Source organism: Oculatella sp. LEGE 06141 (genome assembly GCF_015207605.1).
GTDB lineage: Bacteria > Cyanobacteriota > Cyanobacteriia > Elainellales > Elainellaceae > Oculatella.
The window spans coordinates 1-15,376 of the sequence record NZ_JADEWO010000097.1; the positions used below are offsets into that span (position 1 = coordinate 1).

The 15,376-nt window shown below is 52.6% G+C and carries 11 protein-coding genes; 9 read left to right on the forward strand and 2 right to left on the reverse strand.

The window, feature by feature from the left end; all coding sequences use genetic code 11:
* Positions 1-2,187, forward strand: a 2,187-nt coding sequence (locus tag IQ268_RS30495; protein WP_193886993.1) for a transglycosylase domain-containing protein, incomplete at its 5' end; no start/stop codon positions are given.
* 161 nt (positions 2,188-2,348) lie between these two features.
* Positions 2,349-2,549: a photosystem II assembly protein Psb35 gene (gene psb35, locus IQ268_RS30500; RefSeq protein ID WP_193886995.1), complete on the forward strand. Its 201-nt coding sequence runs from the start codon at positions 2,349-2,351 to the stop codon at positions 2,547-2,549.
* Positions 2,550-2,553: 4 nt separating this feature from the next.
* Here the strand turns inward: psb35 and IQ268_RS30505 are convergent, their stop codons facing one another.
* Both IQ268_RS30505 and IQ268_RS30510 read right to left on the reverse strand, forming a co-directional pair.
* Positions 2,554-3,918 (reverse strand): 16S rRNA (cytosine(967)-C(5))-methyltransferase, encoded by a 1,365-nt coding sequence (locus IQ268_RS30505; RefSeq protein ID WP_193887008.1) that lies wholly within the window; start codon positions 3,916-3,918, stop codon positions 2,554-2,556.
* A gap of 71 nt (positions 3,919-3,989) precedes the next feature.
* On the reverse strand, positions 3,990-5,486 hold the full coding sequence (locus IQ268_RS30510; protein ID WP_193886997.1) for an MBOAT family protein: 1,497 nt from the start codon (positions 5,484-5,486) through the stop codon (positions 3,990-3,992).
* Positions 5,487-6,104: 618 nt separating this feature from the next.
* On the opposite strand from IQ268_RS30510, the gene IQ268_RS30515 reads away from it, so the two are divergent.
* The 7 genes from IQ268_RS30515 (at position 6,105) to glgA (ending at position 15,309) form a co-directional block, all read left to right on the forward strand.
* The gene (locus IQ268_RS30515; RefSeq protein WP_193886999.1) at positions 6,105-7,538 is read left to right on the forward strand and encodes an acyl-CoA dehydrogenase family protein; all 1,434 of its coding nucleotides are present in this window, start codon (positions 6,105-6,107) and stop codon (positions 7,536-7,538) included.
* 145 nt (positions 7,539-7,683) lie between these two features.
* On the forward strand, positions 7,684-9,045 hold the full coding sequence (gene glnT, locus IQ268_RS30520; RefSeq protein ID WP_370584729.1) for a type III glutamate--ammonia ligase: 1,362 nt from the start codon (positions 7,684-7,686) through the stop codon (positions 9,043-9,045).
* Between the two features lie 44 nt (positions 9,046-9,089).
* The gene (locus IQ268_RS30525; RefSeq protein WP_193887001.1) at positions 9,090-10,955 is read left to right on the forward strand and encodes a DUF1989 domain-containing protein; all 1,866 of its coding nucleotides are present in this window, start codon (positions 9,090-9,092) and stop codon (positions 10,953-10,955) included.
* An 8-nt stretch (positions 10,956-10,963) separates the two neighbouring features.
* Positions 10,964-11,479, forward strand: a complete 516-nt coding sequence (locus IQ268_RS30530) for a hypothetical protein (RefSeq protein WP_228035874.1) — start codon at positions 10,964-10,966, stop codon at positions 11,477-11,479.
* Positions 11,480-11,621: 142 nt separating this feature from the next.
* Positions 11,622-12,401 (forward strand): type I methionyl aminopeptidase, encoded by a 780-nt coding sequence (map, locus tag IQ268_RS30535; protein ID WP_193887004.1) that lies wholly within the window; start codon positions 11,622-11,624, stop codon positions 12,399-12,401.
* A 314-nt stretch (positions 12,402-12,715) separates the two neighbouring features.
* On the forward strand, positions 12,716-13,672 hold the full coding sequence (hemC, locus tag IQ268_RS30540; RefSeq protein WP_193887006.1) for a hydroxymethylbilane synthase: 957 nt from the start codon (positions 12,716-12,718) through the stop codon (positions 13,670-13,672).
* Between the two features lie 215 nt (positions 13,673-13,887).
* Positions 13,888-15,309 (forward strand): glycogen synthase GlgA, encoded by a 1,422-nt coding sequence (gene glgA, locus IQ268_RS30545; protein WP_193887007.1) that lies wholly within the window; start codon positions 13,888-13,890, stop codon positions 15,307-15,309.
* The last annotated feature ends 67 nt before the right edge of the window (positions 15,310-15,376 follow it).

Sequence of the window (15,376 nt, forward strand, 5' to 3'; positions counted from 1 at the left end):
ACAGGTGCCGGGGCGGGTGGCGTTGCTGTTTCCTCCTTTGAAGCACTGCGGACGATCGAAAGCGATTTGCCCGCCGCAGAGGAAGTGTCTACCTTTGCCCGCAGCGGTACCCTCACCATCCGCTCTAGCGATGGCAGCATTCTGCAACAGATGGGGCCAGCAACCCGTGACAGCCTGGAGCCTGACCAAATTCCAGATACGGTGAAGCAAGCCTTCATTTCATCTGAAGATCAAAACTTTTATGACCACGATGGTATCGACTATCCGGCGATCGCCCGTGCCCTTTTAGCCAACATCACAGCCGGAGAGGTCGTTGAAGGTGCCAGCACCATTACTCAACAACTGGCGCGGATTGTGTTCCTCGACCAGGATCAAAACCTGCAACGCAAGATTAAAGAAGCCTTACTGGCTCAAAAAATTGAGCGTGACCTCGACAAAGATGAAATTTTAGGCCGTTACTTGAATCTGGTGTACCTCGGTTCGGGGGCGTATGGGGTGGCGGATGCCGCCTGGATTTACTTTGGTAAATCGGTGAGCCAGCTCACTCTGGCCGAATCTGCCATGATTGCAGGATTAGCACCAGCGCCCAGCAGCTATTCGCCGTTAGTTAACCTGGATAGTGCGATTCAACGGCGCAATACGGTACTGCGGCGAATGGAACGGGCTGGATATATTTCCGTGGGCGAGATGGAGGAGGCGATCGCCTCTGAGGTCAACCTTCAGCCAAAGCTTCCCAGAAACATTAACAGCCGGGTTCCCTTCTTCACCTCGTACATCGAGCAAGAGTTGCCCAAGCTCATCTCTCAGGAAGAGCTGGAAGCGGGCGGTTTGACCGTTTACACGACCTTAAACCTGGTGTGGCAAAACCAGGCGCAGGATACTATAAACAACGCGATTCGGCGCTATGGCCCTGGTCAGCGGTTTGAACAGGCTGCCCTGGTGTGCCTTGACCCCCGTAATGGTGAAATTAAAGCACTGGTGGGAGGCAGCGATTTTGGTGAAAGTCAGTTCAACCGAGCTGTTCAGGCTCAGCGCCAGCCCGGATCGACCTTTAAGACCATTGTTTATTCCACGGCGATCGCGGCTGGATTTTCGCCCTATAGAGATTATGTCGATGCCAAGTTGGTCGTCGATGGCTATGAGCCACAAAACTACGGCAGAAACTACCGGGGTTCCGTAACGTTACGGGATGCGCTGACCTCGTCGATTAATATCGTCGCCGTTAAAGCGCTGATTGACGTTGGCTTCGACCCGGTGATCAAGATGGCAGAACGGATGGGCATCCAGTCTGAGCTAATTCCAGCCTACTCGCTGGCGCTAGGCTCCTCGGAAGTGAACCTGCTGGAATTGACCAGTGCCTACGGAACGCTGGCTGCTAAAGGAATGCACGCTGAACCGCAGGGTATTCGCAGCATTACCAATCGTTATGGTGATGTCATTTATGAACGCGAGGTTGCCCCTGAACGGGCGATCGATGAGGATAGTGCCGCAATTATGACCTGGATGCTGCGCGGTGTGGTGGACGGGGGAACTGGTGCCCAGGCTGGCCTGCCCGATCGCGCCGTAGCTGGTAAAACGGGCACCTCAGAGAATCGGCGCGATTTGTGGTTTATCGGTTATGTGCCACAACTAGTGACCGGGGTTTGGCTGGGGAATGACGACAGCAGCGGCACCTGGGGAGCCAGCAGCACAGCCGCTAGAGTGTGGCGCAACTTCATGATTGATGTGGTTGATGCATTTGAGCCACAAAGCTTTCCCTCCTTACCACAACTGAGCGGTCGTGAAGGGTCGATCGAAGCTGAGCCTGTTAAACCCCGGCGGATTTCGGCCAGCCGTTCGTCTGGTAATTCAGAATCACGAGAATATACCGAGCCAGAACCACGGCAGCGACGTGCCCGTAGAGCAGAGGAGGAACCCGCTCCAGCCGTGTCCAGCGATGAAGAGTCTGGGGGCGAATCCAGGTCAAACAGTCGCCAGCGTCGAGAATCGGCTCCCGTTGAATCGGCTCCGGTGGCGCGTGACCCAGAACCCGTGGCAGTTCCGGCGGCGGCTCCGGTTGCCCCTCCAGCCCCAGAACCCGTTTTTGAAGAACCACCGCCACCGCCACCGCCACCAGCCCCGGCTCCTGTGGTGGTTCCGGTGCAGCCTGCGTCTGAGCCTGCTCCATTACCTGCTCCTCCTATTTAGCCTGAATGGGCAAGAGTCTTCATAACCTCTGAGCAGAAATTAATCTGTCCAGGGAACGATGTGTCTATGCCTACTAAGAAAGGAAGATGTAACTTACTCAGGTTAGACCTATAGTTCGGATAGTTCGGACTTACCGTTTTGAAGTTAAGGAGTGGCTACTAATGGCTCTATTTTTGGGTGTCGCTTCTGGAGCTGAATCCAGCTTTCCAGTTTCATTCACATTGGTTTATATAGTTGGCTTTATTGCTGCTGTCAGTATCGGTTCGATCGCCTGGTACAACTCAAAGCGTCCTCCTGGTTGGGAAGGCAAAGAGCGTCCTGACATCGTTCCTAAAGTTGATAAAGATAATCCTGGTGTGTAACGCTTTACAGCGATCGCTGTAGACGAACCATAAAAAAACCATCCATATTTTGCTGGTGCGGCAACACCTTACCCCATCCATCTGGGGTAAAAAAGGTGGCTACCACAGAATCAGACGACGGTGGATAAAGTGACCAGTGCGGCTGCTCGGCCAGAAACGCCTTGATAACAGACTCGTTTTCGGCTGGATGCAGGGTACAGGTCGCATAGACCAGTGTTCCACCCGGCTTAACCCATGTTGCTGTTTGATTCAGCAAGGCGTGTTGAAGCTGCGCCAGCTCTTTTACGGAATCTGGAGTTTGCCGCCAGCGGGCATCCGCATGACGATGCAATGTGCCTAGCCCTGAACAGGGCGCGTCCAGGAGGACGCGATCGGCCACCTCTGTAAACCGAGTAATTGACAGACTATCTTCAGCGCAGGATTTGATCGATTGCAGTTGCAGACGGTTAGCGTTTTGTTGAAGCTTTTTTAAACGAGACGAGCTGCGATCGCATCCCCAGACTGTGCCTCGATCCTGCATCAACTCCGCCAGATGGGTCGTCTTCCCGCCCGGTGCTGCACATGCGTCAATCACTATTTCTCCGGGCTGCGGGTTGACTAAGTGGCTCACCAGTTGAGCGCTACAATCCTGTACCGTCCACCAGCCTTGATCAAACCCTGGCAGCTTTTGAATCGCTCCCGCACTGGGGGGCAACCGCAACGCATAGGGCAGAGGTGGAATACGGCTAACGGCAATACCAGCCGATTGCATGGCTGCTTCGACTTGCTCCATCGATGCGGCGATCGGGTTGATGCGTAAATCGATATGAGGCGATCGATTCATCCATTGGCATAGGGCTTCTGTTGCTTCCCAGCCAAACTGGTCAAGCCACACTTGCACAATCCAATCGGGGAAGCTATGCAGCAGTCCCAGACGCTCCACCGGGTTATCGGGCAACTGTAGCGGTTCGGGTTGCGCCTCCGACAGACGCACGTATTGTCGCATTAGTCCATTAACAAACCCGCTTAAGCCAGACAGTCCGTTGCGTTTTGCCAGGTCTACTGTGGTGTTCACCGCAGCCGATACCGGAATTTGACTCAAATAACGCACCTGATACAACCCGACCTGCAACACGGCTCGTAAATCTGGCGGTTGCTGGTGCGCCTTGCGGGTGGCAAGCTGGTCAATCAAAGCGTCTAACGTGCGCTGTCGGCGAACACAGCCATACACCAGTTCAGTAGTTAGCCGCCGATCGAGTTCATTTAAGGAAGTATCTTGAAGCAATCGATCGATCGCCACATCGGCAAATGCGCCACGCTGCACCGAGCGCAATGCGGTGAACGCCAGTTGTCGAGGATTTGAATCTGTCTGTAATTGCCGATCGCCCATGTAGCTACGATAACGCGATTGGTTAGCAGAGCGCAGAAGGAACCCCATTTCCCATCCTTGCCTGCCTGCCCTTAGAAATCAAAATAGATATAGGGTGAACTTTCATTCGGCGCTAATAGCCACGCCACAAACAGGCAAATGGGCACCAGCAAGATTTTGACCGTCCAGTTGAGCTGAAGTTTTAGCCCTCGGTTGAAGGCGTAAATTATGCCCATTGCTGCCGCCAGCGCCAGCAGCAAAGCCGTAATTTGGGGACGACCCAATTGCAGCGTTTCTACATAGATTTTTTGCCCAAACTGCACATCTGCCGGATGCCCCCACAGCCGTTGCACCACTAACCCAGAGTCGCGCAGGTCAGGCAGGCGGAAGAAAATCCAGGAGGTAAACACCATCCACTGAGTGACCAGCCATGCCAAAACGGTTCCCGGAACGCTCTTCCACCAGGTTTGAAGGGTTGGGATGCGATCGCCCAACGCATCCACTAAGCGATGCAGCATCAGTGCGGTACCGTGAATGGCACCCCATACGATAAACCCCCAGGCAGCACCGTGCCAAATTCCGGCAATTACCATCACCAGCATCAAGTTGAGGCAGGTGCGGATCAGGCCGCGACGTGACCCTCCCAGGGGAAAGTAGAGATAATTGCGAAGCCACTCTCCCAGAGTCATGTGCCAGCGTCGCCAAAAGTCGGCAATGCTGGTGCAGAAATAGGGAAAGTAAAAGTTTTGCGGTAATTCAATTCCCATCAGTGCGGCACTGCCACGGGCAACATCTACATAGCCGCTGAAGTCTAAGTAAAGCTGCAAGCCATAGGCAAAGGTGGCTAGCCACAAATCGCCGCTACCCGCCCGCTCCAGGTTTGAAAAACTCAGATCAACCAACCGGCCCAAATGGTCGGCCAGCAGCAGCTTTTTGACGGCACCGCATGCAATCAGCCACAGCCCTTCAATGATTTGGGACGACTTGGGAAACTGAAGCGTTTGCAGTTGAGCGGCAAAGGGATGAAATCGAGTAATGGGGCCAGAAATGAGCTTAGGAAAGTAGAGCTTGTAGGCCGCAAATTTTAGAAAACTGTAAGTTGCTGGCGCACCGCGATACACATCAACCAGATAGGCAATGCACTCAAAGCTAAAAAAGCTGATGCCCAACGGAGCCAGTAACCGTGCGGCGATCCAGTTGGCGCTGTTCTGCGCTACTGGCAAATTGACGATCGCCCCTACCGACGAAAACAGGAACGGTACATACTTAAAGCCCAACAGCAGCAGCACGTTCAGAATAATGCCTAACCACAGCAGTGTCAGACGGCGACGGTTCCAATCTTGTTGAGCAAACTCCCAGTCGTCATCCGCAATGTGCCAATCCATTGGTGTGTTGAGCGCCATCCCAATTTGGTAGGTGACCAGAGAAATCACCAGCAACAGCGGCACATACTGAATTTGCAGTGAACTATAAAACACCAGGCTGGCAGCCAGCATGATCCACAGTTTGAGCGATCGCTCTTGAACACACCAATAAATGCCTAAAACGCTGAGCAGAAATAATCCGTAAAGAATGGACTGAAACGTCATGGCGGTTGTGGGAGGTGAAATGCCAATGGCTAAAGCCTAAAGTGGCTCAGACAAACATGGAGCGGACTGGCGAAAGCGGGACAACCTGATTCACTTCAAGCACCTGAAGCCGTCAACCATTCTATGTGCTGACAGCCCGGTTTGACATGTTGTTATAACAACCGTATCAAGCTTGACTGTATTACGACTCAAAAGCCTCTACAGTCAAGCCATAACAAGCAATAGCGCTGTATCAAATGAATGAGTCGATTGCCGTCATGTCTTTTTTAGAGGTTGATTGAACCGTCGAAAAATCTGCTGCGATCGCCCCCTTTAAATGCCTCAGCCTTGGCGGGTTTGCGAGCCGTTTTTGTTTCAAAGTTCTCCAGAAATGCGGGCTTAACGCCTACGCTAAGCCAAAAACGGACGGTTCGAGGTCACATCAGCACGTTTAACCCAGCCTCTTAATCCGGTTGTATACGCAGTTGCAACTCCTGTGGTGAGGTGTTGCAATGTATAACAGCACTATCGGTTTGTATTCTGCTGACTTAATCTAGATGCTGAGTGCTAGATACTGAGTCAGGTTGAAGTCAGGTTTAATTGGCACTCGTTGTAGACGATTCCTTTGGCAAGTTGACTATGACAGCAGCAAAAACGTGGGGTTCTGAGCCGTATTGGGGGTTAGGTTACGAGTTTGATCCGCAGTGGATACTGACACCCGCACAGCAAGAATTGCAGGCCAAGCTGATCGATCAGTGTGCAACGGTGCTAAGGCCAAATGCGATCGCTTCCGACGCAAACCTGATTTACCCTCGCAAGAACTTTGAGGCGCTGGCTTCTCTGGGGCTTTTGGGGCTGTTTGTCCCCAAAGAGTGGGGTGGATTAGGTGAAAACCATACCTGTGCTGCCATGATCGTGGAGACGATCGCCCGGTACGGCTGTCCCAGTACGGCGATGTGCTACACCATGCACTTAGGAGCCGTTGCAGCAGCGTTGTTTCGGGCACACCACAGCCCCGAACTTCAGCAGTTGCTCCAGCGGCTAGATAAAGATGTGCTAATTGGTACCCTGTCGTACTCTGACCCAGAAACCGGATCGCATTTCTGGTATCCCATTTCGTCGGGGGCAGAACGGGTGCCTGACGGGTGGAAGGTTCGCAAGCAAGCATCCTGGACAACTTCGGCGGGTTTTGCCGACTGGTATATCGTGCAAACCACCAGTCCCGAGTTTGACGGCAACTATTCTGATTTATCTTGCTTCCTCATTTACGCGGATGAAGTCAAGGCTGAACCGCATAAGTGGGATGCGCTAGGGTTGCGAGGAAATCAATCTGGCACGCTGCTGGTGGATGGTGTCACCGTGCCAGTGAACCGTATGGTGGGTCCCAGGGGTGACGGTACTTCATCGAATGATGAGATCGTTGACCCCTTTTTCCTTCTTTGTTCGTCTGCCTGTTGGAGTGGCATTGCGATGGGGGCGATCGACATCGCCAAGCGCCATGTTACTCGCAAAAAACATGTGGACGTGGGGATGCGAGTAGCGGACTATCCCACGATTCAAGATTACTTTGGGGAAGCTATCATCGACACCAACACTTGCCGCTCCTTCACGTTTTCTATGAGCAAGCTGCTGGATGACCTGACCAACAACTGCGATTGGTCTATTCACGATGATTTAACCGCTCTACCCCGCTCTGCTTATCTGTCCTGGTACTGGCAAATTAAGTTTGCTGCCGCCAAGAATGTGGCTCAGGTCTGCGACAAGATGCTCCATGCCTGTGGTGGTTCTGGCTACAAAAAAGATATGGAAATCGAGCGCTACCTGCGCGACGGTAAAGCGGGCTGGGTGATGGGGCCAACCAATGAAGTGCTACGGCAATTTGTGGGTAAGCTGGCGCTTCTGGGCATGGAGTCGTTGGACTACTGGAACCAGACCGTCAACGAACGGGTGCTGTATAACGAAACCAAAAAGCTGGATGCCGAAGGAAAGCGGCAACTCGCTGCCAAACTGCTAGCAGAAGCGGCGATCGCAGAAGAGCAATCCGCTCCCCTGCCCGTTACTGCCTCGGTTTAACGATCGCCAACAGAACGGATGCTGCTGTTACGCTCATCGATCAGCAGTTCATCGGTTGTCCAGGTTTGCAAGTGAATACGAGGGATCTGTAACGGTTCTCTCGGCTCGTTTGGTATGTTCGTTTACAGCGGTTGAGGCTACAAAAATGATGGGTGAGGCGATCGCTGAATTACAGGATTTGAAGGCTGACCTCAAGCGCAAAGGGGTACGGTATGCTCTGGCCAGTTTTGTGGACATCCACGGCATGTGCAAGGGCAAGGTTGTTCCTTTGTCGCACATTGACCAGATGCTGCAAGGCTCTGAACTGTTTACCGGAGCCGCACTGGATGGGGTACCGCAACAGATCAGCGATGAGGAAGTGGCGGCGATGCCCGATCCGGCCAGCGCAACGATTCTGCCCTGGAAGCCTGAAGTTGCCTGGTTTGCTAGCGATTTGTATTTGGAGAACCAGCCGTTTGCGGCTTGCTGTCGGGGTATTTTGAAGCGATCGCTGCGTCGAGCCGCTGAACTGGGGTTCACGTTCAACCTGGGAATTGAAACGGAGTTCTTCATTTTCAAAGAAACGAATGAGGGTGGATTTCGGCCTGTGAGCGATCGCGATACCATCGCCAAAGCAGCCTATGCCGTCCCTACTCTGTTGGATAACTACACCATTCTAGACAGCATCGTTGGTGCTATGAACCAGCTAGGCTGGGGGGTGTATTCCTTTGATCATGAAGACGCGCAGGGACAGTTTGAAACGGATTTTGGCTATTGCGATGCGCTCAAAATGGCCGATCGCCTCACTTTTTTTCGTTTAATGGTCAAAGAACTGGCTCGGCAACAGGGCTACTTTGCCAGCTTCATGCCCAAGCCCTACAGCAACCAGACGGGCAGTGGTGCCCACTACAATATGTCGCTGGCAGATATCCATACGGGTGAAAATCTGTTTGTCAGTGCTGATGATCCGAACGGGTGCAAACTCTCTCAGCTTGGCTATCAGTTTATTGCCGGAATTCTCAAACATGCGCCTGCTATTTGTGCGGTAATTGCACCCACGGTCAACAGTTACAAGCGTTTGGTGCGTCAGGGCAGCATGTCTGGCTTTACCTGGGCACCCGTTTACATTTGCTATGGCAGCAACAACCGCACCAACATGATCCGCATTCCGCTGGCGGGTGGGCGGGTAGAGTGTCGTGCCGCCGATATTTCTACGAACCTTTATCTGGGAGCCGCCATGATTTTGACGGCTGGCCTGGAGGGCATTCGCGAAGGGCTTGATCCAGGAGCGCCACACCGCGAAAATATGTACACCTATTCCCTCAACGAGATTCAAGCAATGGGCATTCAAACCTTGCCCCGAACCCTGGGCGAGGCGATCGAAGCCTTTGCCGCCGATCCGTTGAGTGAAGAAGTGATGGGGGCGTTGATGTATCAAACTTACATCGACTTTAAGCAGCAAGAATGGCAGGACTATCACAATCACGTCTCTGACTGGGAGATTAACCGATACCTTAAGTTTTTCTAACCGTCTTAATTTTGCTGTCGTTGATTTGAATTGGGGTGCTTCACATGGCGATCGAACTAGAACCCATCGCTCAACCCATTGCTTACTCCGATATCCCTGAACCGTTGGGGCAGATCGTTGCGGAATATCGCGTGGAGCCAGCAGGTGCGATCGCCTACTCTGTCAAAGCTGGACAATACATTCAAATCATTGATGTAGCGGGTTCGCAATGTTCTGACTTTTTGGCCTTTGCCGGGATAGACCACTGTGAAGAACTGGATGGTACCGTTACCCGCACCCTGAACGGCGTTGCCATGCCCCAGGCTGGATTGCACGGCAAATACTTCTCGCAAACGATGCAGCCGATGGTCGAGGTGGTGCAAGATACGTGCGGTCGCCATGATAGTTTTCTGCTGGCCTGTACCGATCGCTACTACGAAGATGCAGGCTACCCAGGCCATATCAGTTGCAGTCAAAACTTCAATTTGGTGTTGCATCCCTATGGCATTGCGCCGCGTTCCGGTTGGCCTGCGGTGAATTTCTTTTTTAATACCCAGGTTGCTGATGGGGGCGCGATCGCCGCAGATGAATCCTGGTCGCGTCCAGGAGATTACGTCTTGCTGCGAGCCTGCCAGGATTTGCTGTGCGCCAGTTCGGCCTGTCCCGATGACATCGACCCCGCCAACGGATGGCAGCTCACTCCCATTCATATCCGGGTTTATGCCGCGACGGAGAGCTTTCCCAAAGCAATGGGGCGACGAGTGGCGGCAGATGCCCCCGTTCAGTTAACCAAAGAAAGTGGATTTACCCCATCAATTCGCAAACTGACGGGTAACTTAACCGAGTACAACGGCTTTTGGGTGCCCAACAATTTTGCCAACCAGGGCGACCACGCCGAATATTGGGCACTGCGAGAACGGGCTGTAGTGATGGATTTGTCTGCGCTGCGTAAGTTTGAGATTTGCGGCAGTGAGGCGCTGGAACTATTGCAACTGGCCTTCTCTCGCAATGTTGAAAAACTGACGGTGGGTCAATCGGCCTATGGCTGCCTGCTGAACCCCCACGGCGGCATGATTGACGACGGCATTGTATTTCGTTTAACAGAGTCAACCTATCGCTATGTGGGCAACTGCGATACCAATGGTGACTGGTTGCACAAGGTGGCAGCACAGCATGGTTTGAAGGCGATCGTACATTCATCCAGCGATCGCCTCCACAACCTCGCCCTCCAGGGGCCACTCTCCCGCCAAATTCTGCAACCGCTGGCTCAGTTCGACAGGGGGTATGGCATTCAAACCATTGCAGAACTTGACTATTTTCGCTTTGCTCCCGGTAGCGTTGCGGGTATCCCTACGCTGATTTCTCGTACCGGATACACAGGTGAATTGGGCTATGAGCTGTTTGTCCAGCCGGATCATGCAGCCGTTTTATGGGATGCGTTGATGTCCGCAGGGAAACCGTTTGGACTGTTACCAATGGGCATGTTGGCGCTCGATCGCGCCCGGATTGAAGCCGGGTTACTCAGCCGGGGGCACGAATTTGATGACCTCATTTCTCCCTACCAGGCTGGAATTGGCTGGACGGTGGCAATGAAAACCAAAGCAAATTTCGTTGGCAAAGCCGCATTAGAAAAGATAAAAGAGCATCCACCCAGAGTGGCCGTTGGCCTGATGTTGGAAAGCAACGATGTGGCAGGATGCGGTCAATGTGTGTTTCCAACGGGCGATCGCTGGCGAGTGGGTACCGTCACCAGCGGCACCTTTTCCCCTATTTTGAACCGCAGTATTGCCCTGGCTCAGATTGTGCCCGAATATGCCGCGATCGGGACTGAATTGGAAGTTGGGTTGATGGACGGTATGAAGCGACGAGTCAAGGCGATCGTTGGCTCTCTATCGGCCTACGATCCAACCAAGAGCCGCGTTAGGAGTTGATGGTTTACATGCTTGCAAATGGAACAGTCGATGAAGGTATAGAAACCAACCACCAACTCTGGGATTGGGCAGGGGTTGATGGCTTGCAGTTGGCTCAGTCTCTGTTTGGCGATGCCGTTCGCAAAATTGCCCCGTTCCAGTCGCTAGACACCACCCTCAACGGCTCTCCCTGCTCCGTATTACGTTTGTGTGAAGGTAATTTTCGCGTGGCGATCGCACCCACCGCAGCCGTTGAAGCCATCATTCGAGGCCGCGATGGTTTACGGATTTGGGTCAAACGGTGTGACACGATGGGGGCGATCGTTCTTCCCGAATCGCCAGGGCTTACCCTCCTGCCTCAAATTGCCACAACCAAACCCATCTATCGCCTGGATACCCTTCACCCCAACTGTGCTGCTCCTGCTCGAATCGATGGCATGGCAGTTTTAGTATGGCGGCACTCCTGGTCATATCAGCCAATTGTTGAGTTACAGGTGGCGCAGCGACACCTGACTGCCGTTAAAGCGAAGCTTTCAACCCTCTGAAACACGATCGTTTCGAGGAGGTGAGCGATCGCGCTCCATCGGTCTATCGACTTCTCATTCAAACAGGTTGATGCAAACAATCGTGTTGCAAGTTGAGACAGTTAAAGTAAAGAAGGAGAAATTATGAACAAGCCACAAGTTTATGGATAACGAACCCGTCGTTTTGCTGTCGAAGCGTGAAATTGATAAGATGCGCCAGGCCGGCGGTTTGGCCGCTGAATTATTGGACTACTTAGCGCCAATGGTTAAACCAGGCGTTAGCACACTAGAACTCAACGACGCTGCCGAGCGCTGGACGCAGGAACGTGGTGCTAAAAGTGCGCCGTTGGGTTATCACGGTTTTCCAAAATCAATTTGCACCAGCGTTAACGAAGTTGTTTGTCACGGCATCCCCAACGCAAAGCAGATTCTGCAAGACGGCGACATCATCAACATTGATGTTACCCCGGTTGTAGACGGGTATCATGGCGATACATCCCGTACCTATTTTGTAGGTGAACCCTCCCCCGTCGCTAAGAAACTTGTAGAAGTGACAGAAGAATGTCTCATGCGAGGCATTGCAGCGGTTAAACCGGGTGGCCGAGTCGGTGATATTGGTGCTGCTATTCAAGACTATGCCGAAAGCCAGGGGTTTTCGGTTGTGCGAGATTTTGTGGGGCATGGCGTTAGCCGCATCTTTCATACCGCTCCTCAAATTCCCCACTACGGTATCCAGGGCAGGGGCAAAAAGTTCCGGGCTGGAATGGTCTTTACGATTGAGCCAATGATTAACGAAGGAACCTGGGAAGTCGAGGTTCTGGATGATGGGTGGACGGCTGTTACAAAAGATCGCAAACTTTCTGCCCAGTTTGAACACACGATCGCCGTAACAGAAGATGGGGTCGAAATTTTGACCCTGCACTCAGAGTTAGTGAATGCATAGAGATCAGTGAACGCATGAGATTAGTAAACGCATAGAGCGATCGCCGTTGACCTCATCGCCTTTACTGACAGTCAAAACACTTTCTTCACCCCTCTCACCAATCTCTAAGCAACGAATTATTCGATTTAATTCATATCGTTTAATTTGTGAAACTTCGTCTTGAAGATTCGTGGTTTGGCGCGTTTTTTGCAGCAGTCAATCGAACGAAATGAAACGCTTTACTCTAGAGCGTCACGCACTGCGATAAGCTGATGGAGTAATCAAAATGGTTGCCTACTTAACATTCCTCAGTATCGCCAAACAACGCTTTACAAATGGTTGCTAGTCCTCCTCGCACAATTCGTATCGGTTCACGGAAAAGCCAGCTTGCCCTAGTTCAAACCTATTGGGTGCAAGAGCAGCTACAAAAGCACTTTCCCGATCGCCGCTTTGAAGTTCACACCATGAGTACTCATGGTGACAAAGTTTTAGATGTGGCGCTGGCAAAGATTGGGGATAAGGGGCTATTCACCAAAGAATTAGAGTTGGGAATGCTCAATGGGGACATTGACTTTGCAGTGCATTCCCTCAAAGACTTGCCTACTCGGTTGCCAGATGGGTTGACTCTAGGCTGCGTCACCGAGCGGGAAGACCCAGCCGACGCGGTGGTGCTGCATTCCAAGCATCAAGGCCAGCAAATTGAAACCCTTCCCGAAGGAGCCATCATTGGGACATCGTCGTTGCGACGGTTAGCGCAATTGCGCCATCACTACCCTCACCTGACGTTCAAAGACATTCGGGGCAATCTCAACACCCGCTTGCAAAAGCTGGATGATGGAGAATATGACGCGATCGTGCTGGCGGTTGCCGGGTTGCGACGGTTAGACATGGCCGATCGCATCCACCAAATTCTAGAGCCAGAAGTGTCGCTCCATGCCGTCGGGCAAGGCGCTTTAGGAATCGAATGCCTGGGCAGCGATACCGAAATCCTGTCCCTGCTCAAAGCCTTGGAACACGAAGCAACTGCCAAGCGTTGCTATGCCGAGCGAGCCTTTCTGCGCGAATTGGAAGGTGGTTGCCAGGTGCCCATTGGTGTCAACACTGTGTTAGAGGGAGATTCACTCACCCTCAAAGGCATCGTGGCTAGCGTTGATGGTCAAACTGTAGTTAAAGGCAGCGTTACCGGTTCTGCTACCGATCCAGACGCGATCGGTCTTGACCTGGCTCAGCAAATGCGGCAGCAAGGTGCTCAAGACATTTTGAACCAGATCTTTGCAGAACAGCGCAGCTAACGGCCAGACGAACCGCCCTGGCGGCACAACACCAAACAACGCCAAATTTAATCAGTTGGGCAGGTAAGCGAACGTCTCACCTGCCCGTATTTTTTTCGTTCTTGATTCCTTAATCCCCAGCTCCGAATATTTTAATTAGAAGGTTGACCTCTAAGTTGTAAATTGGTAACGAACCCAAACGTCCAATATCGATCGCAGGGGACATAAGAATTAATATGCGAATTCTGTTTGTTGCAGCAGAAGCAGCTCCCGTCGCCAAGGTTGGAGGCATGGGAGACGTGGTTGGTGCGCTGCCTAAAGTGCTGCGGGCAATGGGGCATGATGTCCGAATCTTTATGCCGTATTATGGTTTCCTGCCGGATAAGATGACGATTCCCAAAGAGCCGATTTGGCAGGGCGCGGCTATGTTCCAGACCTTCCAGGTCTACGAATCGGTCTTGCCAGGAAGCGATGTTCCCCTGTATCTCTTCGGTCATCCTGCTTTTACGCCGCGTCGGGTGTACTATGGCGATGATGAAGCATGGCGGTTCACATTATTCTCCAATGGCGCGGCAGAGTTTTGCTGGAACTACTGGAAGCCGCAGATTGTGCACTGTCACGACTGGCATACGGGCATGATTCCCGTCTGGATGCATCAGTCACCCGATATCAGCACGGTCTTCACCATTCATAATCTGGCTTATCAAGGCCCCTGGCGATCGCAGCTCGAAAAAATGACCTGGTGCCCCTGGTACATGCAGGGACACAACACGATGGCCGCTGCCGTCCAGTTTGCCGACATTGTCACCACGGTTTCACCTACCTACGCGCAGCAAATTCAAACCGCTACGTATGGCGAAACCCTGGAAGGGTTGCTGTCGTTCATCAGCAGTAAGCTGGTTGGCATCCTCAACGGCATCGATCGCGAACTGTTTGATCCAGCCACCGATCGCAGCCTTCCCCAAAATTTCACCGTCGAGACGTTAGACAGCCGCCGCACCAACAAAATTTCGCTTCAGGAAGAATTAGGGCTGGAGGTTAACTCTGGTGCGTTTCTGATGGGCATGGTGTCGCGATTGGTCGAACAAAAAGGCTTGGATTTAATCATCCAGGTGGTCGATCGCTTTATGGCCTACACCGACGCTCAGTTAATCGTGTTAGGAACCGGCGATCGCTACTACGAATCGCAACTGTGGCAAATTGCTTCTCGCTTCCCCGGTCGCATGGCGGCCTACCTGCTTTACAACGACACCCTGGCACGGCGCATCTATGCCGGAACCGATGCCTTCCTGATGCCGTCTCGGTTTGAACCCTGCGGCATTAGCCAGATGATGGCCTTGCGCTACGGCTCGGTGCCCATTGTCCGCAAGACAGGAGGGCTGGTCGATACCGTCTTCCACCACGACCCTGCCAACAACACGGGAACAGGATATACGTTCGATCGCTACGAACCTCTAGACTTCTACACCTGCATGGTGCGGGCTTGGGAAGGCTTCCGCTACAAAACCTACTGGCGAGAGCTGCAAAAGCGGGGCATGTCCGAAAACTTTGGATGGGATAAATCTGCTCAAGACTACATCAAAGTGTATCGCCGTCTCCTGGGTCTACCCGAAGAAGAACCCGAAACGCCAGACAAACAGCCTGAACTAGTGAGCTAGGGCTTAGCTGAGGGAGTAGAAAACCTGTGCTATCTTCTACTCCCCCTTCTACTCCCCACCCCTACTC

Excerpts from the sequence above, each read along its gene's own strand:
- psb35 (WP_193886995.1), top strand. The coding sequence starts at position 2,349 with ATGGCTCTATTTTTGGGTGTCGCTTCTGGAGCTGAATCCAGCTTTCCA.
- IQ268_RS30505 (WP_193887008.1), bottom strand. The coding sequence starts at position 3,918 with ATGGGCGATCGGCAATTACAGACAGATTCAAATCCTCGACAACTGGCG.
- IQ268_RS30510 (WP_193886997.1), bottom strand. The coding sequence starts at position 5,486 with ATGACGTTTCAGTCCATTCTTTACGGATTATTTCTGCTCAGCGTTTTA.
- IQ268_RS30515 (WP_193886999.1), top strand. The coding sequence starts at position 6,105 with ATGACAGCAGCAAAAACGTGGGGTTCTGAGCCGTATTGGGGGTTAGGT.
- glnT (WP_370584729.1), top strand. The coding sequence starts at position 7,684 with ATGATGGGTGAGGCGATCGCTGAATTACAGGATTTGAAGGCTGACCTC.
- IQ268_RS30525 (WP_193887001.1), top strand. The coding sequence starts at position 9,090 with ATGGCGATCGAACTAGAACCCATCGCTCAACCCATTGCTTACTCCGAT.
- IQ268_RS30530 (WP_228035874.1), top strand. The coding sequence starts at position 10,964 with ATGCTTGCAAATGGAACAGTCGATGAAGGTATAGAAACCAACCACCAA.
- map (WP_193887004.1), top strand. The coding sequence starts at position 11,622 with ATGGATAACGAACCCGTCGTTTTGCTGTCGAAGCGTGAAATTGATAAG.
- hemC (WP_193887006.1), top strand. The coding sequence starts at position 12,716 with ATGGTTGCTAGTCCTCCTCGCACAATTCGTATCGGTTCACGGAAAAGC.
- glgA (WP_193887007.1), top strand. The coding sequence starts at position 13,888 with ATGCGAATTCTGTTTGTTGCAGCAGAAGCAGCTCCCGTCGCCAAGGTT.